The sequence below is a fragment of the Brevundimonas balnearis genome, assembly GCF_042434805.1.
Lineage (GTDB): Bacteria > Pseudomonadota > Alphaproteobacteria > Caulobacterales > Caulobacteraceae > Brevundimonas > Brevundimonas balnearis.
Genome location: NZ_JBHLSW010000003.1, coordinates 520999 through 542134, shown reverse-complemented (window position 1 = coordinate 542134; position 21136 = coordinate 520999). Strand labels below are relative to the sequence as shown.

The following is a 21136-nucleotide window of genomic DNA, read 5'->3' as shown; positions in this document are numbered from 1 at the left end:
GCGCGTCCGTCGCATCTTTGAGGGATCGCCCCTAGATTAGCCTCATGTCGATTCCCGCTGAACCCCGTTCCGTCCGCGTCGCCATCATCGGCTCCGGCCCCGCCGGCTGGACCGCCGCCATCTATGCGGCCCGCGCCCTGTTGAAGCCTGTCGTCATCGCGGGCCTGCAGCCGGGCGGACAGCTGACGATCACGACCGACGTGGAGAACTATCCGGGCTTCGCCGACGTCATCCAGGGCCCCTGGCTGATGGAGCAGATGCAGAAGCAGGCCGAGCACGTCGGAACCGAGGTGATCCACGACATCGTGGTCAAGGCCGACCTGTCGAAGCGTCCCTTCCGCCTGACGCTCGACTCGGGCGCCGAGATGCTGGCCGAGACGGTGATCATCTCGACCGGCGCCCAGGCCAAGTGGCTGGGACTGGAATCGGAGCAGGCCTATCGCGGCTTCGGCGTGTCGGCCTGCGCCACCTGCGACGGCTTCTTCTATCGCGGCAAGAACGTCGTGGTCGTGGGCGGCGGCAACACGGCGGTGGAGGAGGCCCTGTTCCTCACCAACTTCGCGGCCAAGGTGACGCTGGTCCACCGCCGTGACGAGCTCAGGGCCGAACGCATCCTGCAGGATCGCCTGCTGTCCAATCCCAAGGTCGAGACGATCTGGGATTCCGCCGTCGAGGAAGTGCTGGGGGTCAGGGACGGCGTCGCCTCGAACGTGACCGGCGTGCGCCTCCTGAACGTCAAGACCGGCGAGACCCGGGAGGTCCCCTGCGACGGCGTCTTCGTCGCCATCGGCCACGCCCCGGCCTCGGAGCTGTTCGCCGGGCAGCTCGAGATGAATTCGAGCGGCTATCTCAAGGTCAGGGCGGGCTCGGCCTCGACGGCGATCGAGGGCGTCTATGCGGCGGGCGACGTCACCGACGACGTCTATCGCCAGGCCGTGACCGCCGCCGGCATGGGCTGCATGGCGGCGCTGGAGGCGGTCCGCTTCCTCGCCGAGGAGGATCACAAGGCCGAGGGCCGCCCCATCAGCCACAAGGAAGCCGAGAAGATCGGCGCCTGGGACTGACGCCCGGGATCAGGCGCTGAAGAGCTGAAGCTCCGGCGGCGCGTACTCGACCGGCTGGCCCAGCCGACGTCCCAGGGCGAAGGCCACGGCCTTCTCCACCGCGTGCTCGTCGCTGGGCTTGGACAGCACGCCGATCGTGCCCGCCACGCCGTCGCGCACCATGCCCGGGTTCGCGGTCATGAAGATTACCGTCACGCCTTCCTCGGCCAGGGCCCGACCCAGCTCCACACCGCTCGGACCGTCGGACAGGTGGATATCGACCAGGGCCAGGTCCACCTCCGTCTCGCGCACCACGTCGCGGGCCGAGCGGGCGTCGGCGACCACGCGCACCACCTCATGCGCCAGGTCCTCGAGGACGAAGCGGAGCTCCATCGCCACCAGGGCTTCGTCCTCAACGATCAGAATTCGGGCAGTCATCGACTCAACAGGGCCTGGTTGTCGTCTCAACGCACATCGCAGTTGCAGGTTTCACGCCACCTTCATCGCGGCGCGGCGGCGTGACAGGGCGGTCACGGGCAGGTCCACGATCACGCGAAGGCCGTCCGGCGACCAGTCCCGGGACAGGCTGCCGCCGAGCTGTCCCTCGACCGACAGCGCCGCCAGGGAGGAGCCGAAGCCGGTCCGCGTCGGAGGGGCCACGGGCGGGCCGCCGGCCTCGCGCCACTCCAGAACGAAACGATCGCCGACCGTCCGGGTCTCCAGCGTGACGCGACCGCCGTCGACGGAGAGCGCGCCGTACTTCGCCGCGTTCGTCGCCAGCTCATGGAACAGCAGGGCGACCGAGGTGGCGGCCTGGTCGTCGAAGACGGCGTCGTCGCCGCTCACCATCACGCGTTCCAGCCCGTCCTCTCCCGCGTAGGCCTTGAACAGGTCGCGCAGGAAAGCGTGGAGGGTCATGGAGCCCACCGTGGGACGTGACGACTCCGTATGGGGGCGCACGAACTCGTGCGCCCGGGCCAGGGCCCCGACGCGGGTCTTCAGCGCCCGGGCGAAATCGGCGGCCTCCGGGTGCTGGCGCGCCGACAGGGCGATCAGGGCCGACACCACCGCGAAGATGTTCTTGATGCGGTGGCTCAGTTCCTGACTGATCAGGTTCTGGGCCGACTCCATCTTCTTGATGTCGTCAATGTCGGTGCAGGTGCCGAACCACCGGGTGATGCGGCCCTGACCGTCGCGGATCGGCATGGCCCGCCCGAGGGTCCAGCGATAGACGCCGGAGTGGTGCTTCAAGCGGTACTCGATCTCATAGGGCTCGCCGGTCTCCAGCGAATGGCGCCAGCGCGTCCAGGCCCGCTCCTGATCCTCCGGATGGAACATGTCGTTCCATCCCTCGCCGTCCGTCGAGCCGAAGGGCACGCCGGTGAACTCGTACCAGCGGGCGTTGTAGTAGTCGTGGAACCCGTCCGGCAGGGTGGACCAGACCATCTGGGGCATCGAGTCCGCGATCGCGCGGAACTTGGCCTCGCTTTCGGCGAGGTCGTCGACGGCCTTGGCCAGCTCGGCCTCGACGGCCTTGCGCTGGCTGATGTCGGCGACCGTGCCGGCGAAACGGATCGGCTGGCCGTGAGGGTCGCCATAGACCTGACCCCGCGCGAGCACCCACCGCGCCCGGTCGGAGGTTACGACGCGGTACTCAACCTCGTAGTGGCCGAGCGTCTCCACGGCCGTCTGGATCGCCTGTTCGACCGCCGGACGATCGTCCGGATGGATGGCGCGGACGAAGGTGTCGATCGGCACGCCGCGCGCCGCCTCTTCGGGATCGACGCCGAACATGCGCGCGAAGCGTTCGTCGGCCACGACGCGGTCCGGTTGAATCTCCCAGTCCCAGGCGCCGACGTGGGCGGAGGCGTCGAGCGCCCGCTCCAGCCGCTCCTCCCGCTCGCGCGCCCTCAGCAGGTCGCGCCGGAGTTCGAGCTGGGCCATGACCTGGCGCGCCAGGGTCTCCAGCGCCTGTCTCTGCACGGGCGTGAGATCGGCGCGCGGCTTGGTGTCGATCACGCAGACGGAGCCGAGCGGCAGGCCCGACCCGGTGACGATCGGCGCCCCGGCGTAGAAGCGGATCCGGGGGCTGCCGGTGACGAGCGGGTTGTCGGCGAAACGCGCGTCGGCGGTCGCGTCCGGCACGACCATGACCCCCGACTGGCGGATCGCGTGGTCGCAGAAGGACACGCGGCGTTCGGTCTGGGTCAGGTCCAGCCCGGTGCGCGCCTTGAACCATTGCCGGGTGTCGTCGATGAGGCTGACCAGGGCGATCGGCGCGTCGCAAAGCCTGGCCGCCAAGGTGGCCAGCTCGTCGAACGCGGCCTCCGCCTCGGTGTCCAGCACGCCGTAGTCGCGAAGCTCGGCGACGCGCCGCGCGTCGTCCCAGGGCTCCCCGGGGGTGGGAGCGTCGTTCCGTCCGTCAGCCACGCGATTCCTCGAGCCACGACGCCCCGCGTCGCATCCGTCGTGAAAATGCGGACCGCGACTTTTTGTTGCAAGCTCCGCCTTAGCGAGCCGTCGGCCGGCCGACCTCTTCGACCTCCAGCACCGGGACACCCGCCGGCGCGGGCGCAGCCGGCTGTCGAGGCGCTTCGAAGTCGGCGAGGCTCCGGTTGATCGCCGCGATCTCCTCGGGGGTCGGCGGACGACGTCCGCCCAGGCTGGCGGCGCCGACGACGCGGGTCTGACCCTCCACCTCGACGGTGCGAAGCTGCCCGGCGAGCCCCGGCTGGGGCGCGACGGCCGCGGGAGCCTCGGCCGAAGCGCGCAGCAGGCGCGGGCGGGAGAAGCGCGCCTCGTCGATCCTTGGCTCGACCCCGGCGTAGCGCTGGCTGAAGGCGCGGGTCTCTCCGGCCCAGCCCTTCCAGCGATAGAAGATGTGCGTCCCGATCTGGTTGATCTTGGTCAGACTCGGCCGCCACCAGGGGTTCACATAATCGGCGTGGTAGTGGGTCGCCGTGCCGACCTCGGCCGCCACGTGACCCGCCAGGGCCCGCTCGGCCACGACGGCCGCGCGGTTCCAGGCCCAGGCGACCGGCGGCTGCGACAGGGAGCCGTCGCAGGTGAAGCTGAACTGACAGCCGGTGGTCCGCTCCGCGCCCTCGAAGACGACCCCGCACACCGTATTGGCGTAGTTGGGATCGCGCACGCGGTTGAGGATCACCTGGGCGACCGCCTCCTGACCGTCGGTGCTCTCCAGCGCCGCCTCGTAATAGATCGCCTGGGTCAGGCAGCGCAGGGCGCGGCGCCGGTCCTCGGCCGTGCGGGGGGTGAAGACGAACGGGCGCGCGGGCCGCAGGGCGGCGGCGTCGGCGGCGACGGAGGCGTTGATGCGTCGGGCCTCCAGGCCCGCCGGGCCGGGATTCGGCACGGGCTTGCCGTTCATCGAGAGGCTCTCCCAACCCGGCGTCAGGCCCAGTCGCTGGGCTTGGGGTCCGCCGGCGGGATCGAACCGGGCCGCGAGCGCCGCCTGCGACGGGTCCAGCCGCGCCTTCAGCCGCGCCAGACCGGCCTCGCCCAGATCGCCCCCGGTCACGCGCGCCACCGCCTCGGCGGTGCGATCGCTCTCGGGGCGGGGGGCGGAACTCGCGGCCAGGGCTACGCCCAACGCCGCGCCGGCGGCGGGCGCCGCGGCGAACAGGCGGCGCGCGCCGCTTCTGGTCATGATGGCCAAGCGTTTCATCGCGCCGCCCCTAGCGTTTCATCCGGGCGAGATCGTGACCGCCCGGCGCCCGCCGAGCGCCGTTACTTCGAACTCAGGCTCGATCGCAACATCCAGGCGTGCTGCTCGTGCGCCGCCAGGCGGGCGTTCAGCAGATCGACGGACGCGCCGTCGTCGGCGGCTTCGCCGATCTCCACGGCGGCCCGGGCGGTGGCGATGACGGTCTCATGGTCGCGCATGAGCTCCTTCAGCATCTCCTGGGCGTCCTTCTCGGGATCGCCGTCCTTGATGCTGGTCAGGTTGGCGAAGGTCGAGGCGCCTTGCGGCGCGAACTCGCCAAGAGCCCGGATCCGCTCGGCCAGGTCGTCCAGCGCCTCCCAGATCTCCCGGTACTGCTGCTCCAGCAGTTTGTGGTAGCTGAAGAACTCCGGACCCCGCACGTTCCAGTGATACCCGTGGGTCTTCTGATAGACGGCGAAGCTGTCGGCCAGCACCTTGCTGAGTTCGCGAGCCACCCGGCCGCGCTGGTCCTTGGTGATGCCGGTGTCGAGCGTGGCGGTCATGTCGGTCTCCTTGAAGCGTCCGGAACTCAGATAGGCGCGATCAGCCGATAGCCAAGCTTGCGCCCTCGCGTGGTCCGGGGGAACGTTCCAGTCGGCCGACCGTTGCCGTTGTCGCGACATAACGGCGAAACGCCGCATTCTGGGGGAACATGGCCCGCTTCATCGAGGGGTCCTCGGCAAACGGGCCGAGTCGCTTGGTCGGCGTCCTGGCGCGCGGCGCGCCTTCGCGCGTCCAGGCGGTCGGTATCGCCCTGGCCGCGGCCTGCGTCGTGCTCTTCGTGCGCTGGGCCCTGACCGCCTTCTACGGCGAGGCCTCGGGGTTCATGATCCTGTTGCCCGCGGTGATCGTCGCGTCGCTCGCGGCGGGTCCGCTGGGGGGAGTGTCGGCCCTGGTCGCCTGCCTCGTCGGCGGCTGGTTGCTGGTGATGTTCGGTGACAGCGGCGTGAGTCCTTTCGCCCACACGCGACGGGTCGCCACCGTGAACTTCATCATCGTGGGCCTGTTCGTGACCTGGGTGGGCGCCGCGCTGAGGAGGACGATCCGGGATCTCGATCTCACCTCGTCCGCGCGCCGGGAGAGCGAGGCGAGGTTCAGGTTGATGGCGGACACCGCGCCGTCGCCGGTCTGGATGACCGACGCCGAGGCCCGGGTGGAGTTCGCCAACCAGGCCCTGGTCGAGTTCTACGGCCAGCCGGCGGAGGCCATTCAGGGCCACGTCTGGCGGGGGGCGATGCATCCGGACGATGTCGCCGCGGTCGACGCCATCCAGGCGGAGCGGCGCCCGGCGCGGCTGCCCTACGCCTTCGAGGCGAGGTTCCGCCGCGCCGACGGGGCCTGGCGCTGGATGCGCTGCTCCGTGAACCCCCGGTTCGACGCCGACGGCGCCTTCCTCGGCTACGTCGGCATGTCCTTCGACCTGACCGACCAGCGCGAAGCCGTGGCGGAAGCCCGCGAAAGCGAGGAGCGTTTCCGGGCGATCGCCGACACCGCGCCGGTCCTGATCTGGGTCACCGCGAAGGATCGCTCCCGCGAGTTCGTGAACGAGGCCTACGTCCGGTTCATGGGCGGCGAGTACGAGGCGGTCCGCACCGCGAACTGGCGTGACTTCATCCATCCCGAGGACCAGGACCGGCTGGTGGCGGAGTCCATGGCCGGCGAGGCGACGCGGCAACCCTTTTCGCTTGAGGCCCGCTATCTCCGTCATGACGGGGAGTACCGGTGGCTGAAATCCTTCTCGCGTCCGAGGCTGGACGGGGACGGAGAGGTCATCGGCTTCGTGGGGGTCGCCTTCGACGTCACCGACATCCGCGAGACCAACGCCCGTCTGGCGGCGATCGTCGCCCAGCGCGACGCGATCCTCGGCCAGCTGGCGGAGGGCGTGATCATCACGGACCCGGGGGGCGGCATCCTGTTCGTGAACGATGCGGCGCGGCGCATCCACGGGGTGGCGAAGCTGGGCGTCGAGCCGGGCGCATACTCCGAAAGCTACGGCCTGCTCACCGAGGCAGGCGACCCTTATCCGCCGGACGACCTGCCTCTGGCGCGCGCCGTCCAGAGAGGCGAGACGGTTACGGACGCCCGCTGGCGCATCCGTCGGCCGGATGGATCGGAGGTCGTGGCGGTGGGCAACGCCCGGCCGGTTCAGGGTCAGGACGGAGACACCATCGGCGCGGTCCTGACCCTGCGCGACGAAACGGCCCGGATCGAGGCGGAGAACCGGCTCCAGGAGTCGGAAACACGCTTCCGGACGGTCGCCGACAGTGCGCCGGCCCTGATCTGGATGAGCGACGAGAACGCCCAGATCATCTTCGCCAACCGTCGCTACAAGGAGTTCTTCGGCATCGACGCCGAGGAGATGCTGGGGGACGGCTGGCGCCAGATCGTCCACCCCGACGACGTGGACGCCTTCTACGCCGACTTCATGGCGGGCTTCGAAGCGCGAGAGCGTGTCACGCTGACGGTCAGGGTCCTGCATTCCGAGCTGGGCGTGCGCTGGCTGCGGTGTGAAGGCGCGCCCCGTTTCGACGCCGGCGGCGTATTCCGGGGATTCGTCGGGGCCAACCTCGATGTTAGCGAGGCCAAGCGGGCGGAAGACGATCTGAAGCGCGTCAACGAGCTTCTGGAGGAGCGGGTGGGCGACGCTCTGGCGGAGAAGGCCAAGGCCGAGGCCGATCTGATGCACGCCCAGCGCATGGAGGCGGTCGGGCGACTGACCGGCGGGGTCGCCCACGACTTCAACAACCTGCTGACGGTGGTGATCGGCGCGCTGGACATCATCCTGCGCAGCGACGACCCGAAGAAGCGGGAGAAGCTGGGGCAGGCGGCCCTGAGCGCGGCGCGGCGCGGCGAGAGCCTGACGCACCAGCTGCTGGCCTTCTCGCGCCGGCAGGCCCTGCGGCCGCAGCCGGTCGATCTCAACGCGCAGATCAGTCACAGCGAGCCGCTGCTCCGTCGCGCGGTCGGGCCGCACGTGGATTTCCATCTCGACCTCGCCGAGGGCGACATCGCCGCCAACGTCGATCCGGCGCAGCTCGAGGCGGCGCTGCTGAACCTGATCGTGAACGCGGCCGACGCCGTGGGCGACGACGGGCGGATCGTGGTGTCGACGGCCCGCGAGGCGGTCGATGCGGACGCCCAGCCGGGGTTGCCGCCGGGCGACTATGTCCGCCTGAACGTCGCCGACGACGGCTCGGGCATGCCGCCGGAGGTGCTGGCCCGCGTGTTCGAGCCCTTCTTCACCACCAAGGCGGTGGGCAAGGGCACCGGCCTGGGCCTGAGCCAGGTCTATGGCTTCGCCCGGCAGAGCGGCGGCGACGTCCGGGTGCACTCGACGGTCGGGAAGGGGACGACCATCGCCCTGTGGCTCCCGGCCCTGGAGGGCGCGGTGGCCGCGAGCGAGCCGGAGCCCGCGCATCCGGTGGTCAGGGGCGGCCGGGTGCTGCTGGTGGAGGACGACCTCGCCGTGTCGGCGGTCGCGGAGGAACTGCTCGGCGGGCTGGGCTACGAGGTCGTCTCGGTCGATGGACCCGACGCCGCCCTGGCGACGCTGGCGGACGGTCGGTTCGACATCATGCTGAGCGACGTGGTCATGCCGGGCGCGATCAGCGGCATCGAGCTCGGCCGGCTCGTGGCGGACCGACATCCGGGGCTGCGGATCGTTCTGACATCCGGATACGCCGGCGAGGACGCCGACCGCGCCTTGGCGACGGCCCCCTGGCCGTTCCTGCGCAAACCCTACTCGGCCGAGGAGCTGCGCCAGGTTCTGGAGGCGGAAGCCTGAGGACCTTGCATCCCCGCGCCGAACCGCTATCTTCAGCGGGCTTATGCTATATCTGAGCATAAGTCGTTGGCCGGCGCTCTCCCGGCCTTCTTCAGGCGCCTGATTTGCTCAGATCGAGCATAAGTGGCGGGAGAGATGGACATGGCCTACGGCGACGCCCTCGGACTGGATGAAGCCACCGCCCGCGACACCGCCCACGTCTGGGACAAGGTGAAGGGTCGCGTCACCCCGCTGGAATGGCGACTGCAGGCCCCGCTGATCGCGGAGATCAACCGCCTGAAGCGGCAGGCGGGGGCCGTCATTCTGGCCCACAACTACATGACGCCGGAAATCTTCCACGGCGTGGGCGACTACGTCGGCGACAGCCTGGGCCTGGCGAAGGAGGCGGCGCGCTCCGACGCGAAGATCATCGTCCAGGCCGGCGTGCATTTCATGGCCGAGACGTCGAAGATCCTGTCGCCGGAGAAGACCGTGCTGATCCCGGACCTGCGCGCGGGCTGTTCGCTGGCGTCGTCCATCACCGGGGCCGACGTGCGGCTGATCAAGGCGCGGCGCCCCGGTCTGCCGGTCGTCACCTATGTGAACACCACCGCCGACGTGAAGGCCGAGACCGACATCTGCTGCACCTCGGCCAACGCCGTGCAGGTGGTCGAGTGGGCCGCGCGCGAGTGGGGCGTGGATCGCGTCATCCTGATCCCCGACGAGTATCTGGCGCGCAACGTGGCGGCCCAGACGACGGTGGGGATCATCGCCTGGAAGGGGCGGTGCGAGGTGCACGAGCGCTTCACGGCCCAGGACATCGCCGACATGCGCGAGGCCTATCCCGGCGCGGAGATCCTGGCGCATCCGGAATGCCCCGAAGAGGTGCTGGCCGCCTCGGACTTCGCCGGATCGACGGCGGCGATGAGCGACTATGTCGCGACCAAGAAGCCGAAGCAGGTGGTGCTGATCACCGAATGCTCCATGGCCTCCAACGTCGCGGGCGACGTGCCGGGGGTGGAGTTCATCGGCCCCTGCAACCTGTGCCCGCACATGAAGCGAATCACGCTTGAGAACATCCGCGACTGCCTGGTGAACCGCCAGTTCGAAGTGACGGTGCCCGAGGACATCGCCGCGCGCGCCCGCCAGGCGGTGCAGAGGATGGTCGATCTGCCGCCGCCCCCGATCCCGGCGCGCTACGATCTCGTGCGGGCGCGGCATCATGTGGACGTGGAGCTGATCTGATGCGCGCTCCCGCCGCCTTGTGCGGGCGTGTGCCGCTTTCCACGTTCGTCCCATGAGCGACACCGACGCCTCCGGCCCCTGGGGCCCCCGTTCCGGGCTGCGGCCCGCGCCCACGCCCGCCGCGCCGGCCCAGCCGCGCGCCGGTGAACCGCCGCTGGACAAGGGCCAGCATCCGGCGTGGGCGATCATCTCCACCCTGCTGCTGGGCGGCTTCATCTGGTGGATCACCCAGAGCTGGATGATCGCCATCGCCGCCGTGTTCGGCCTGTTCGTTCATGAGTACGGCCATGTTCTGGCGATGAACCGGCTGGGGATGGGCCCGGCGCGCATCTACATCATCCCGTTCCTCGGCGGCCTGGCGAAGAGCCAGCGCCTGCCCGCCAGCGAATGGGACGGGGTCAAGGTGGCCTTGGCGGGGCCCGCCTTCGGCCTTCTGGCCGCCATCCCGTTCATGGCCGGCTACTATGCGACGCGCGACGCGCTTTGGCTCCAGGGCGTGTCGGCGATCGCCTTCCTCAATCTGGTCAACCTCGCGCCCGCGCCGCCGCTTGACGGCTCCAAGGCGCTGGGGCCCGTGCTGGCCCGCATCCATCCGATGCTCGAGATGGCGGCGATGGTGGGCGTCGGCGCGCTGGTCGTCTGGTGGGGATTCACCAACGGCGCCCTGATCTTCGCCGCCTTCCTGACGCTCGCCCTGATCGGGCATCTCCGGCGCGGGGTCTGGCGGCCAGAGGGCCGACGGCTGACCTGGGGCGAGGCGGCCAAGAGCGTGGGTCTGTTCCTGCTGACGGCGGTCGCCTGCGTCGGCGTCGGCGCGGCGGGCGTCCTGCCGCTGATCGGCTCGGACGTCTCCATGCCGCTGCTGGACATCGCCTGATGGGCGCCGAGCGCCTGCGCCACGACGGGCCGCTGATCATCGGCGGGGGGCTGGCGGGCCTGTCCGCCGCGCTCGAGTCGGCGCCGCGCCCGACGCTGGTGGTGACGCCGAGCCCGCTGCTCCAGGCGTGTTCTTCCGCCTGGGCCCAGGGCGGCATGGCCGCCGCCCTCTCCGCCGGGGACACCCCGGCGCTGCACGCCGCCGACACCGCCCGCGCCGGGGCGGGTCTGGTCGAGGACGTGGCGGCGCGGGTCCTGACCGCGCAGGGGCGCGAGACGGTGGAATGGCTCGCCGCCCTGGGCGCGCCGTTCGACCGCGACGACGCCGGCGGCTTCGCCGTCAGCCTGGAGGCGGCGCACAGCGTGGCCCGCGTCGCGCGGGTCGGCGGGGACGGGGCGGGCAGGGCGATCCTGTCGGCCCTGGTCACCGCCGCGCGGGCGGCGCCGCATATCCGCACGATCGAGGACGGCCGCCTGCGCGCCCTCATCCAGGACGCCACCGGACGCGTGCGCGGCGCGGTCGTCGAGCGGGCGGGGCGCCTGATCGAGGTGCTGGCGCCGGCCGTGACTCTGGCGACCGGCGGCGTCGGCGGCCTCTATGCGGTGACGACCACCCCCGCCGCCCTGAAGGGCGAGGGGCTCGGCCTCGCCGCCCTCGCCGGCGCGGAGATCCTCGACCCGGAGTTCGTGCAGTTCCACCCAACCGCGATAGACGTCGGGCTGGACCCCGCGCCCCTGGCGACCGAGGCCCTGAGGGGTGAGGGCGCGCGCCTGATCGACGGCGCCGGCGCCTTCCTGCTGGGCGAGGCGGCGGACGCCGACCTCGCGCCCCGTGACGTCGTGGCCCGCGCCGTCCACGCCGCGCGCGCGTCCGGCCGGGGCGCCTATCTGGACGCCACCCGCGCCATCGGCGACCGCTTTCCCGAGCATTTCCCGGCCGTTTTCGCCGCCTGCATGGGGGCGGGGCTGGACCCTCGCGTGCAGCCGATCCCGGTCGCGGCGGCGGCGCACTATCACATGGGCGGGATCGCCGCTGACGCCGACGGCCGCACGGGCCTCGCCGGGCTGTTCGCCGTCGGCGAGTGCGCCGCGACGGGCGTGCACGGCGCCAACCGGCTGGCGTCCAACTCCCTTCTCGAGGCGGCGGCCTTCGGTCGGCGGGCGGGGCGGACGGCGGCGGCGGAGACCGCGGGCTCGGCCCCGCTTCCGACGGCGCGGGTCGGAGCTGACCTCGACGCCGACGCGCTGGCGACGCTCAGGTCCGCCATGACCGCCGAACTGGGCGTCATCCGCGACGCCGATGGGCTCGGCCGCCTGCTGGACCTCATCGCGCGGCTGGAGCGCGGGACGCCGTCGGCGCCGGTGCTGGTCGCCGCGCGCCTCATGGCGCAGGGCGCGCTGGACCGTCGCGAGAGCCGGGGCGGCCACTATCGCTCGGACTTCCCGCAAACCTCCGCCGAGGCGCGCCATACCCGGTTCGTCCTCGAGCCCGACGCGAGCATCGCCGCCGCATGACGCCGCCTGACCTGTTGATCGAGCCCGTCGTGCGGACGGCTCTGGCCGAGGACCTGGGCCGCGCCGGCGATCTGACGGCTCAGGCCTGCATTCCATCCGACGCGCGATTGCGGGCCGTGATCGCCGCGCGTCAGGCGGGCGTGGCGGCCGGTCTGTCGGTCGCGAGGATCGCGATCGGAATGCTGGATCCGGCGGCCGAGGTCGTCTTCAAGGCCGAGGACGGCGACGCCTTCGAGGCGGGCGCCGTGCTGGTCGAGATCGAGGCGAACGCGCGGGCGCTGCTGGCCGCCGAGCGGACGGCGCTGAACCTGATCGGCCGGATGTGCGGCGTCGCCACCCTGACGCGGGAGTACGTCCGCGCTGTCGAAGGGACCGGCGCCCGGATCGCGGACACCCGCAAGACGACCCCCGGCCTGCGCGCCCTGGAGAAGCACGCGGTGCGCTGCGGCGGCGGGGTCAATCATCGCTTCGGGCTGGATGACGCCATCCTGATCAAGGACAACCACATCGCCGTCTGCGGCGGCGTGGCCCAGGCGATCCGCGCCGCGCGCGCCCGTGCAGGGCACCTGGTCAAGGTGGAGGTCGAGGTCGATGACCTGATCCAGCTCGACGAGGCGTTGGCCGAAGCGCCGGACGTCGTCATGCTCGACAACTTCGGCCTCGACGACCTGCGGGCGGCGGTTAACCGGGTTCAGGGCGTGGGCGTCCGGCCGGTTCTGGAGGCCTCGGGCGGGGTCAACCTGCGGACGGTCCGCGCCGTCGCCGCGACAGGCGTGGACGTGATCTCCGTCGGGGCCTTGACCCACTCCGCCGCGTCCCTGGACGTCGGCCTGGACGCCGTCTGAGGCGGAACCGCCAGCGCGCGCAATCGGTTAGGTCAGGCACACCCCCTATGGAGAGCGCCGATGACCCGCCCCCCGCCGATCCCGAAAGAACAGCGCAGCTTCATCTCCAGCGAGAAGCCGGACGCGCAGGACGAAGGTCTGGAGGATCGTCGCGATCGCCAGACCGGCGTCCAGACCGGTCAGCCGGGCGACGCGGGGGTCAACCCCAAGACGCAGGGCCGTTTCGGCAATCTGAGCCAGAACCTGACCACCCAGTGGAAGACGCAGGACCGCTGAGACGGGCTCCAGCGGCGGAGGTGAAGCGCAGCCGTGGCGACGTCCGCCGATGCCGAACGGGCGCCGCGCCACCCGATCGACGTCAGGCGACGGGCGGCGTCTCCGGGGCGGCTGCGGCCGGCTGGGGCGCCGGGGCGGGTCGCTGAGCCGGAGCCTGACCGGCCGCGCGGTCGGCCGCCGCGCGGTCCGCCGCGGGTTGGCCCGCCGGCTGCGCGGCCGCCGGGGCGGCGGGCGTCGGCAGCGCCAGCCCCTCCTGGGCCAGCACCAGCGAATAGGCGACCGCCTGACCGGCCTGGCGAACCGGCTGGGTCGGATCCAGGCTCGCCAGGACCGGCTGCTCGGCGTCGCGGCTCAGCGACGGCGCGGGCTCATAGGCGAAGGCCGCGCTCGAGCCGGATCGACCGCCGAAGCGATAGAAGACGTGCTGACCCACCTGGGTCACGCGCAGCAGCGAGTTGCGCCAGCGCGGCGACACGGCGGTGGTGTGGAAGTGGGTGGCGTTGCCGACCGCCGCAGAGACCTCGCCCGACAGGGCTCGGGCGGCCACGTCGCGGGCGCGGTTCCAGGCGGCGGTGTTGACCCTGCCGCGCATGGCGCCGTTGCAGGTGAAGCTGAACTGGCAGCCGGTCCGACGGGCCGCGCCCTGGAACACGACGCCGCAGACGGTCTTGGGGAAGGCCGGGTGGCGCGCGCGGTTCAGGACGACCTGGGCCACCGCCTGCATGCCGGCGCGGCCTTCGCCCCGCGCCTCGTAGTAGACGGCCTGGGTCAGGCACTCGAGGTCGCGCGACGCGTCGAGCGAACTGCCCAGGTGGAACGGTCGCGCGGGGCTGGTGTAGCTCACCCGGCGCAGGCCCACGTCGCCGCTGTCGCGCGTGCGCAGCTGCTCCAGCCGGGCCGTCATCATCTCGGCCTGACGGTCCCGCTGCGTCGGGCCCGCGACGCTGTAGGGATCGTGCCGCTGCGCGATCTTCAGGGCGCTGGCGTCCAGACCGCCCGCGGCCGCCGCGAGCGCTTCCTCGGTGAAGCCGGCCGAGGCGGCGCCGTCGAGGCGTTCGGCCTGGGCCCGAACCGTCGTCGCCTTGGCCGCCATCCCCCCCGCGTAGGCGCATCCGATCGCCAGGCCCGCGACCACCCCCACCGCGGCTGCGGCGTGCGAGGGCTTGATGCGGGCGGCGGACAGGGCGCGAGCGGAAGCGCCGGGCGGAAGGATCGACAATGGACACGTCCTGTTCGACAGGGCGGGAAACGTCGCCCCCGGGTCGTCTCGACCTCCGGCGACCGCATTCACGGACGGCCGGCGTCGGTAGTCTGCGGCCCGGATCCGGAGCCGCGAAGAGCGCGCCTATATACCAGCGTTTATGGCCTCAATGTGTTCGATTCGCAATCGAGTTCGGCGCCGCAGCATAGCCGTGTCGATACGCCGCCGGGGGCAATGGAAAAAGCATCACCCGCACAAGCGTCTGGCGGACATTCGTCGCAATACTGATGAGCAAATCTATCGTCTCACTTCACGGGATTGAACTCTTCGTCGAAGCCTGCTGCTGAGAGGCGCGCCGCCGCCCCGTCGATCTCGGCGCCGGCGCGCTCCACCGTCGTGGAACCCGCGCCTCGGGTCTCACGTTCGTTCGGCACATCTTCGTTCGGCACATCCAGGAGCTGGACCATGCAAAGCCAACGCAAAGTCGCCGTCCTCGCCGTCTCCGCCATCGGGCTCGCGCTCTCGGCCTGCGGCACGACGATCGAACAGAAGGCCGCGACCGGTGCGGTGGCCGGCGCGGTCGTGGGCGGACCCGTCGGCGCCGCGGTCGGAGGCGCGGCCGGAACGGTCGTCGGACAGGCGCAGAAGCCCGACTGACCCACGTCGCGGCTTGCCGTCGCGGCCGTCTGACCTTATGTGAGCCGCCGAAGCGGGCGCGCCCGCTCGCCCGCCCTGTTCGGTCGTTCGATCGGATGTCGGCGGCCCCCAGCCCATGAAGCGCCTCGACGCCGACGCTCCCGCGCCGGCCGACGGCGTCTCGTCGCCCGAGGAACGACACACCGCGAATGCGCGATCTTAAGCAGACCGGATTCACCGACCGCCTGGCCGCTCAGGCCGAGGCCAAGAAGGCCCTTCTGGCCAAGTTCAAGCCGAAGGCTCATGCGCCCGCCGCTGACTTCGAGGCGCTCAAGGCCAAGCAGGAAGCCGAGAAGGAAGAGCTGCGCCGCCAGCGTGAACTGGAACGGGCCGAGAAGCGGCGTCAGAAGGCCGAGGCCGAGGCTGCGCGCATGGAGGCGGCGCGCCAGTCCGAGGAAGAAGAGCTCGCCGCAAAGCGCGCCGAGCGCAAGGCGCGCAAGCAGCTCACCAAGGAAGAGCAGAAGGCCCGCCGCGACGCCCGCTACGCCGCTCGCAAGGCGCGCCAGCGCTGACCTGACCGCACGGTCGTGTCCGAAAACCGCGAGACCTCGCCGCCGATCCGGCGCATGGTTCCCGCATGGACGCCGCCGCTCCCCTCGATCCGCAGGTCTGTTACCGCGCGCTGCTGACGCGCGACGTCCGCTTCGACGGCCGCTTCTTCATCTGCGTCACCACCACGGGGATCTATTGCCGTCCGGTCTGCCCGGCGCGCACGCCGCGCTTCGAGAACGTCCGTTTCGCGGAGACCGCCGCCGCGGCCGAGGAGCTGGGTTTCCGCGCCTGCCTTCGCTGCCGGCCCGAGACCGCGCCGGACATGGGCGCGTGGCGGGGGTCGTCCAACACCGTGACGCGCGGCCTGGCCCTCATCGAGGCCGGAGCGCTGGACGACGGGGACGTGGAGACCCTGGCCGCCCGCCTCGGCGTGGGGGGCCGGCATCTGCGCAGATTGTTCCGCCAGCATCTGGGGGCCGCGCCCGTCAGCGTCGCCCAGACCCGCCGCGTGCTGCTGGCCAAGACCCTGATCCACGACAGCGCGCTCAGCATGGCCGAGGTCGCCCTCGCCGCCGGCTTCGGCAGCGTGCGTCGCTTCAACGAGACCTTCCAGGCGCTTTACGGCCGCCCCCCGTCGGCCCTCAGGCGTCGTGCCGTCGATACGGCCGAACACGGCGGAGTCCGGCTCGGCTTGCCGCTTCGGGAGCCCTGCGATCGCGAGCTGGTCCTCGCCGACCTGAAAGCGGCGGGGGAGGAGGTGCTCGGCAAGGTCTGGCGCCGTCGCCTGACTGCTGAAGACGGAGCCGAGGGCTGGATCCAGGCGGAGTTCGCCATGGGCCGTCTGGACGTGCGGGCCGAAGTCTCCGACCTGCGGGTCCTGCCGCGATTGCTGGCCCGGGTCCGGCGCCTGTTCGACCTGTCGGCCGATCCGGAGGCGATCGTTCGAGACCTGTCGGCGGATCCCGTGCTGGCGCCGTTGGTCGCCGCTCGGCCCGGATTGAGGGTCGTCGGGGCGTGGGGTGCGGACCCCGCCGGGCTCGACGCCGTCGCCCCGGGGCCACGCGCCGAGGCGTGGCGGCCGTGGCAGGCCTACGCCCTTCGCCATCTCGAACTCGCCGGGATCGACCCGCGCGATCTGCCGAACCTGGAGCCTGTCCATGCCGACCGAGCCGCTTGATCTGATCCTGTCGCGCATCGACAGCCCGCTGACGCCGCTGCTCGTGGTCTCGGACGGGGAGGGGGCCTTGCGCGCGCTGGAGTTCGAGGACCACGCGCCGCGTCTTCACCGGCTGTTGGCCCGGCACTACGGGGCCGTGCGACTGACCGACGGCGCGGCCCCGTGGGCCGTCGCGGAAGCGCTGGCCGCCTATTTCGCGGGCGCATCGACCGCGCTCGACGGGCTCGAGGTGCGGACCGGCGGGACGGTCTTCCAGCGCCGGGTGTGGGCCGAGCTGCGCCGCATCCCCGCCGGGACGACGCGCACCTACGGACAGCTGGCCGCCGCCATCGGCGCGCCGTCTGCGGTGCGGGCGGTCGGCCTGGCCAACGGCGCCAATCCCGTCGGCGTCGTCGTGCCCTGTCATCGGGTGATCGGGACGGGCGGCAAGCTGACGGGCTATGCGGGCGGCGTGGAGCGCAAGGCCTGGCTGCTGCGCCACGAGGGGGCGCTGGCGGCGTGATCCCGCGCCAGGACGCGAAAAGGGCCCCGGGTCGCCCCGGAGGCCCTTCGGTCGCCGTCAGGTCGCTCGACTTAGCGGGCGGCCTGGAAGCGCTCGACCGAGGCGGTCACGCGCTCGTTGATCGGCTTGAAGCTGTCCTTCATCGAGGCCGTCAGGGTGTCGGTCATCTTGGTGACTTCCGACAGGTAGGTCTCGATCGACGACTTGGCGAAGTTGGTCTGCAGCTCGACCAGCTCCTGGACCGAACGAGCCTGGGCCATCGACTGGGCGGCCGACAGGTTCTGTTCCCAGGTCTTCTTGGAGTAGTTCAGAGCCTGCTGCGACAGGGCTTCGGCGCCGCGCTGGGCGGCCGTGGCCGACTCGACCATGGCTTCCAGGTTCTTCTTGCCGTGGGTCGACAGCTCGGTCATGCCCGCGACCGAGCGGTCGACGGTTTCGCGGAACGCCTGGGCGCCGGCGGCCTGGGCCTTCTCGGCGTTGACCTTGGCGGTGGCGGTGGCTTGTTCGACGGTCTTCTTCACGGTTTCGGCGGTGTCGGCCATGGGGATGCTCCTGAAACGAGTGGGGTTCAGCCGGTTATGATTTTTCTCGCGATGGGCGAGCCCTCGCGTGCCGGCCTTATGCTGCAAGCGCGAACAACGGTCAAGAGTTTTTGTGCACCGCACAATATGAACGGCGATAACCGTTCAATCGAGCGGGGATAGGGCTTCACATCTGCGTTCAGACCGCGTTAACCGACGTGCAAGGCCCCGAGGCCATGATAGAGTTTTCGCGATCGCGTCGCGACGGGGGGCCGTCGTCGCCTAGCCGCAGCAGAGGCCGCACGTACGAAGATGATGTCTCTTCGCCGAGCTCTCCCCATCGGGGCCGTCGCCCTCCTGGCCTCGGTCGCCGCGCCGTCTCCCGATCCGGTGGTCGCCCAGTCGGGCGAGAACGTCCGCTACGCCGCCATCGTGGTGGACGCGGCGACCGGCGAGGTGCTGTTCGCCCGTCACGCGGACGCCCGTCGCTACCCGGCCTCGATCACCAAGGTCATGACCCTTTACATGACCTTTGAGGCCCTGGCCGAAGGCCGCATCAAGCTGACCGACGAGATCACGGTCTCGCCCCGGGCGGCGTCGCAGCCGCCGTCGAAGCTGGGTCTCGCGGCCGGCCAGACCATCACGGTCGATGACGCCATGCGCTCCCTGGCGGTCCGGTCGGCCAACGACATGGCGGTCGCCCTGGCCGAGCACGTGGGCGGGTCCGAGGCGAGGTTCTGCGCCCAGATGACGCTGAAGGCCCAGCAGCTGGGCATGAGCCAGACCCGGTTCGCCAATCCCCACGGACTGCCGGACGCCAGACAACTGACCACCGCGCGGGACCTGGCGATCCTGACGCGCGCCGTCATGCGGGATTTCCCCCAGTATTACCACTACTTCGGCCAGCAGCACTGGGTCTATAACGGGCGGGAGTACTCCAACACCAACGGCCTGCTGCACAGCGGCCAGGGGTATGACGGCATCAAGACCGGCTACACCAACGCGTCGGGCTACAACCTCGCGGCCTCGGCCGTGCGGAACGGGCGACGGATCAACACCATCGTACTGGGCGGGCGTTCGACCGCGTCGCGCAACGAGCACGTGGCCGATTTGATGAACACGGGATTCGAGCTGGAGCGCCTGCGCGCGCAGGGCCAGCCGATCCAGGTGGCGCAGAGCTTCTTCGAACAGCGCGGCTTCGGCCTGGGCGGCGGCGGCGGGCTGAGCGGCGACGGACCGGTCGCCTACGCCGAGGTTCGAAACACGCCCGCCCCCGTCGATGCGGCGGACGACGCCGTGGGCTCCGCGCTCGTCGCCTATACGGCCCTGCCGGCGCGCGCCGAGCCCCCCGCTCGGGTGACGCCGCCCCCGTCGGCCGTGCGCGCGGACGCCGGCGGCAGCCTGACGGACCGGCTGAACGGCGGCGTGCGGGAGGCGGCGACGCCCGCCCGCGAGCCCGCGCGTGAACCGGCCCAACGCTGGGCGGTCCAGGTGGGGGCCTTCCGCGACCGCGACGTCGCTCAGGGGTGGCTCACCGAGGTGAATCGCCGCTTCCGCACCCAGTTCCGCGGCGCCGAGCAGACCGTCCAGGCCGCCGGCGAGTGGTACCGCTCGCGCTTCATCGGGCTGACCGAACAGGCCGCTCGGGACGCGTGCGCGACCTTGTCGGAACGCCGGGTGACCTGTTCCGTGGTGCGGCCGGACTGAGCCTCAGTCCAGCGCCCGGATGTCGGGCAGGCCCCTGAGCGCGCCCGCCGAGTCCAGGCCGTAGCCGACAAGATAGCGCGCGGGCGCCTCCCATCCGACGAAGTCCGGCGCGATCGCGCGCGGCTCCGGCCACGGCTTGCGGGCGAAGACGCAGGTCAGGACCTCGGACGCGCCCGCCTCGCCCGCGAGGCGGGCCGCCTCGGCCAGTGACAGGCCCGTGTCGAACACATCGTCCAGGATAAGCACCCGCCGTCCCCGCATCTCGCGCTGGAACGGCGCGCGCACCTCGATGCGGCCCCGGCTGGTCTTGTCGTCGCCATAGGAGGACAGCCAAAGGGCGTCGAACCGCACCGTCCGCCCCTCGCGCGCCAGGGCGCGGGTCAGGTCGGCCGCGAACCAGATCCCGCCGGTCAGCAGCACCGCGGCGACGGTGTCGTCGTCGATGCGCGGCGCGATCCGGCGCGCCAGGTCGGCCACGCGCGCAGCCACCTCGGCTTCGGTCAGGAGAACGGTTCCGTGCGCCGGTCGGGGATCAGCCATGATGCGGGGCGGATACCGCCTCGCCCGCGTGGCTGTCGAGGGCCGCGGCCGACGGCGTGGCCACGTCGACCGGCGCGCCGTGGTCGATGTCGAGCGCCGGTCGCAGGCCGGACGCCGGCCCGGGCTCTCCGGCGTGGGCCGTCACGGCCCCGTGAGCGGGGGCGGGCGGCGGCTCCTCGGCGGGCGCATGCTCTTCATCTTCGGCCGGGGTCGCGTGGGCGGGAGCCGCCGTGGGCGTCGTCTGCTCCAGGAGGAAATCGACGCCCACGTCGGCCGCCTTGCCGCCGGCGTCGCGGATCAGGACCGCGAAGCCCTGCACGCCGCCGGGCAGGACGGGGGCGGAGTCGATCTGCACCACCGCGTGTCCGATCTCCCCGCCGTGGGAGTCCAGCAGCGCCACCCGCACCGCCGGCGCCCCGACCTCATGATCCCGCACGTTGCGAAGCGCGCCGGAGACCACGACCATCTCGGGGTTCCGCAGGGACTGACGCGCGCTCAGCGCCTCGAACTCCAGCCCCACGGGGTTCACCGGCACGCCGACCGCGGCGTAGGCGGCGGCCGCGCGGGGGAAGACCTCCACCACATCGACCCGGAACAGCCACGCGGCGCCGAGAATGCCGACGAAGGCGCTGGCCAGGCCGGCCCAGACCGCCCCGTGCGCCGCCGCGCGGCGGATGCGGCGCTGCTGCTCGGCGCGGGCCCGGTAGGCGCGAGGCAGTTCCGGCGCGGGGGTCTCGGCGAGGGATTCGGACGGCGCCGGCTCCGGGGCCGGCTTGGCGCCCGCCGGAGTCGTGGGCGAGGCGAGCGGCGTCAGGGCCAGGGGCTCGTCGGCCGTCGCGGTCCAGACGTGGCCGCACGACTGGCAGCGCACGCGCCGGCCCTTGGCGCCCAGCGCCTCGTCCGGCACTGAATAGCTTGTGGCGCACTCCGGACAGGTCAGTATCATGGCCGAAGCATACGAGGCGCGCCGCCTCCCTCCTGTCGGCGCGCGCCGGGCGCCATATCCGCGAAAT

General features: G+C 71.6%; 21 protein-coding genes. 12 read left to right on the top strand and 9 right to left on the bottom strand.

Annotation, left to right across the window (positions count from 1 at the left end):
- Nucleotides 1-44 precede the first annotated feature (44 nt).
- On the top strand, nt 45-1064 hold the full coding sequence (gene trxB, locus ACFFGE_RS03800; protein ID WP_376834446.1) for a thioredoxin-disulfide reductase: 1020 nt from the start codon (nt 45-47) through the stop codon (nt 1062-1064).
- Between the two features lie 9 nt (nt 1065-1073).
- Here trxB and ACFFGE_RS03795 read toward each other — a convergent pair whose 3' ends face one another.
- The 4 genes from ACFFGE_RS03795 to ACFFGE_RS03780 all read right to left on the bottom strand — a co-directional run bounded on the left by ACFFGE_RS03795 (nt 1074) and on the right by ACFFGE_RS03780 (nt 5270).
- A complete protein-coding gene (locus tag ACFFGE_RS03795; RefSeq protein ID WP_376834444.1) occupies nt 1074-1481 on the bottom strand; it encodes a response regulator in 408 nt (135 codons plus the stop codon).
- Nucleotides 1482-1532: 51 nt separating this feature from the next.
- Complete coding sequence (locus tag ACFFGE_RS03790) at nt 1533-3473, bottom strand: PAS domain-containing protein (RefSeq protein WP_376834442.1); 1941 nt, start codon at nt 3471-3473, stop codon at nt 1533-1535.
- A 79-nt stretch (nt 3474-3552) separates the two neighbouring features.
- Entirely contained in the window at nt 3553-4728 is a 1176-nt protein-coding gene (locus ACFFGE_RS03785; protein WP_376834439.1) for a cell wall hydrolase, read from the bottom strand.
- Between the two features lie 62 nt (nt 4729-4790).
- Nucleotides 4791-5270: a Dps family protein gene (locus tag ACFFGE_RS03780; RefSeq protein ID WP_376834437.1), complete on the bottom strand. Its 480-nt coding sequence runs from the start codon at nt 5268-5270 to the stop codon at nt 4791-4793.
- Between the two features lie 194 nt (nt 5271-5464).
- Here ACFFGE_RS03780 and ACFFGE_RS03775 point away from each other — a divergent pair, with 194 nt between their 5' ends.
- From ACFFGE_RS03775 to ACFFGE_RS03750, 6 genes are all read left to right on the top strand, one after another.
- The gene (locus tag ACFFGE_RS03775) at nt 5465-8551 is read left to right on the top strand and encodes a PAS domain S-box protein (RefSeq protein WP_376834435.1); all 3087 of its coding nucleotides are present in this window, start codon (nt 5465-5467) and stop codon (nt 8549-8551) included.
- Nucleotides 8552-8692: 141 nt separating this feature from the next.
- Complete coding sequence (gene nadA, locus ACFFGE_RS03770) at nt 8693-9775, top strand: quinolinate synthase NadA (RefSeq protein WP_376834434.1); 1083 nt, start codon at nt 8693-8695, stop codon at nt 9773-9775.
- 52 nt (nt 9776-9827) lie between these two features.
- Nucleotides 9828-10652 carry a metalloprotease gene (locus ACFFGE_RS03765; protein WP_376834433.1) on the top strand — a complete coding sequence of 275 codons (825 nt, stop codon included), beginning with the start codon at nt 9828-9830 and terminating at the stop codon, nt 10650-10652.
- A complete protein-coding gene (locus tag ACFFGE_RS03760) occupies nt 10652-12166 on the top strand; it encodes an L-aspartate oxidase (RefSeq protein WP_376834431.1) in 1515 nt (504 codons plus the stop codon). The genes ACFFGE_RS03765 and ACFFGE_RS03760 overlap by 1 nt, the downstream gene beginning before the upstream one ends.
- A complete protein-coding gene (nadC, locus tag ACFFGE_RS03755; RefSeq protein ID WP_376834428.1) occupies nt 12163-13011 on the top strand; it encodes a carboxylating nicotinate-nucleotide diphosphorylase in 849 nt (282 codons plus the stop codon). Before ACFFGE_RS03760 ends, nadC begins: the two co-directional genes overlap by 4 nt.
- Before the next feature lie 60 nt (nt 13012-13071).
- A complete protein-coding gene (locus ACFFGE_RS03750; RefSeq protein WP_376834426.1) occupies nt 13072-13287 on the top strand; it encodes a hypothetical protein in 216 nt (71 codons plus the stop codon).
- An 82-nt stretch (nt 13288-13369) separates the two neighbouring features.
- On the opposite strand, the gene ACFFGE_RS03745 is transcribed toward ACFFGE_RS03750, so the two are convergent.
- Together ACFFGE_RS03745 and ACFFGE_RS03740 are read right to left on the bottom strand one after the other, a co-directional pair.
- Complete coding sequence (locus ACFFGE_RS03745; RefSeq protein ID WP_376834424.1) at nt 13370-14506, bottom strand: cell wall hydrolase; 1137 nt, start codon at nt 14504-14506, stop codon at nt 13370-13372.
- 287 nt (nt 14507-14793) lie between these two features.
- Entirely contained in the window at nt 14794-14955 is a 162-nt protein-coding gene (locus ACFFGE_RS03740) for a hypothetical protein (RefSeq protein WP_376834422.1), read from the bottom strand.
- Here ACFFGE_RS03740 and ACFFGE_RS03735 point away from each other — a divergent pair.
- The 4 genes from ACFFGE_RS03735 to ACFFGE_RS03720 all read left to right on the top strand — a co-directional run bounded on the left by ACFFGE_RS03735 (nt 14954) and on the right by ACFFGE_RS03720 (nt 17355).
- A complete protein-coding gene (locus tag ACFFGE_RS03735; RefSeq protein WP_376834420.1) occupies nt 14954-15145 on the top strand; it encodes a hypothetical protein in 192 nt (63 codons plus the stop codon). The two genes, ACFFGE_RS03740 and ACFFGE_RS03735, sit on opposite strands and share 2 nt — an antisense overlap.
- A gap of 188 nt (nt 15146-15333) precedes the next feature.
- Nucleotides 15334-15696: a DUF6481 family protein gene (locus tag ACFFGE_RS03730; RefSeq protein ID WP_376834418.1), complete on the top strand. Its 363-nt coding sequence runs from the start codon at nt 15334-15336 to the stop codon at nt 15694-15696.
- Nucleotides 15697-15761: 65 nt separating this feature from the next.
- The gene (locus ACFFGE_RS03725) at nt 15762-16853 is read left to right on the top strand and encodes a bifunctional transcriptional activator/DNA repair enzyme AdaA (RefSeq protein ID WP_376834416.1); all 1092 of its coding nucleotides are present in this window, start codon (nt 15762-15764) and stop codon (nt 16851-16853) included.
- On the top strand, nt 16834-17355 hold the full coding sequence (locus ACFFGE_RS03720; protein ID WP_376834414.1) for a methylated-DNA--[protein]-cysteine S-methyltransferase: 522 nt from the start codon (nt 16834-16836) through the stop codon (nt 17353-17355). The genes ACFFGE_RS03725 and ACFFGE_RS03720 overlap by 20 nt, the downstream gene beginning before the upstream one ends.
- Nucleotides 17356-17426: 71 nt before the next feature.
- Here ACFFGE_RS03720 and ACFFGE_RS03715 read toward each other — a convergent pair whose 3' ends face one another.
- Complete coding sequence (locus ACFFGE_RS03715) at nt 17427-17897, bottom strand: phasin family protein (protein WP_376834412.1); 471 nt, start codon at nt 17895-17897, stop codon at nt 17427-17429.
- A 294-nt stretch (nt 17898-18191) separates the two neighbouring features.
- Here ACFFGE_RS03715 and ACFFGE_RS03710 point away from each other — a divergent pair, with 294 nt between their 5' ends.
- Nucleotides 18192-19583, top strand: a complete 1392-nt coding sequence (locus ACFFGE_RS03710; RefSeq protein ID WP_376834410.1) for a serine hydrolase — start codon at nt 18192-18194, stop codon at nt 19581-19583.
- A gap of 3 nt (nt 19584-19586) precedes the next feature.
- Here the strand turns inward: ACFFGE_RS03710 and ACFFGE_RS03705 are convergent, their stop codons facing one another.
- Nucleotides 19587-20123 (bottom strand): phosphoribosyltransferase, encoded by a 537-nt coding sequence (locus tag ACFFGE_RS03705; RefSeq protein ID WP_376834408.1) that lies wholly within the window; start codon nt 20121-20123, stop codon nt 19587-19589.
- Nucleotides 20116-21069 (bottom strand): MJ0042-type zinc finger domain-containing protein, encoded by a 954-nt coding sequence (locus tag ACFFGE_RS03700; protein WP_376834406.1) that lies wholly within the window; start codon nt 21067-21069, stop codon nt 20116-20118. Before ACFFGE_RS03700 ends, ACFFGE_RS03705 begins: the two co-directional genes overlap by 8 nt.
- Nucleotides 21070-21136 lie beyond the last annotated feature (67 nt).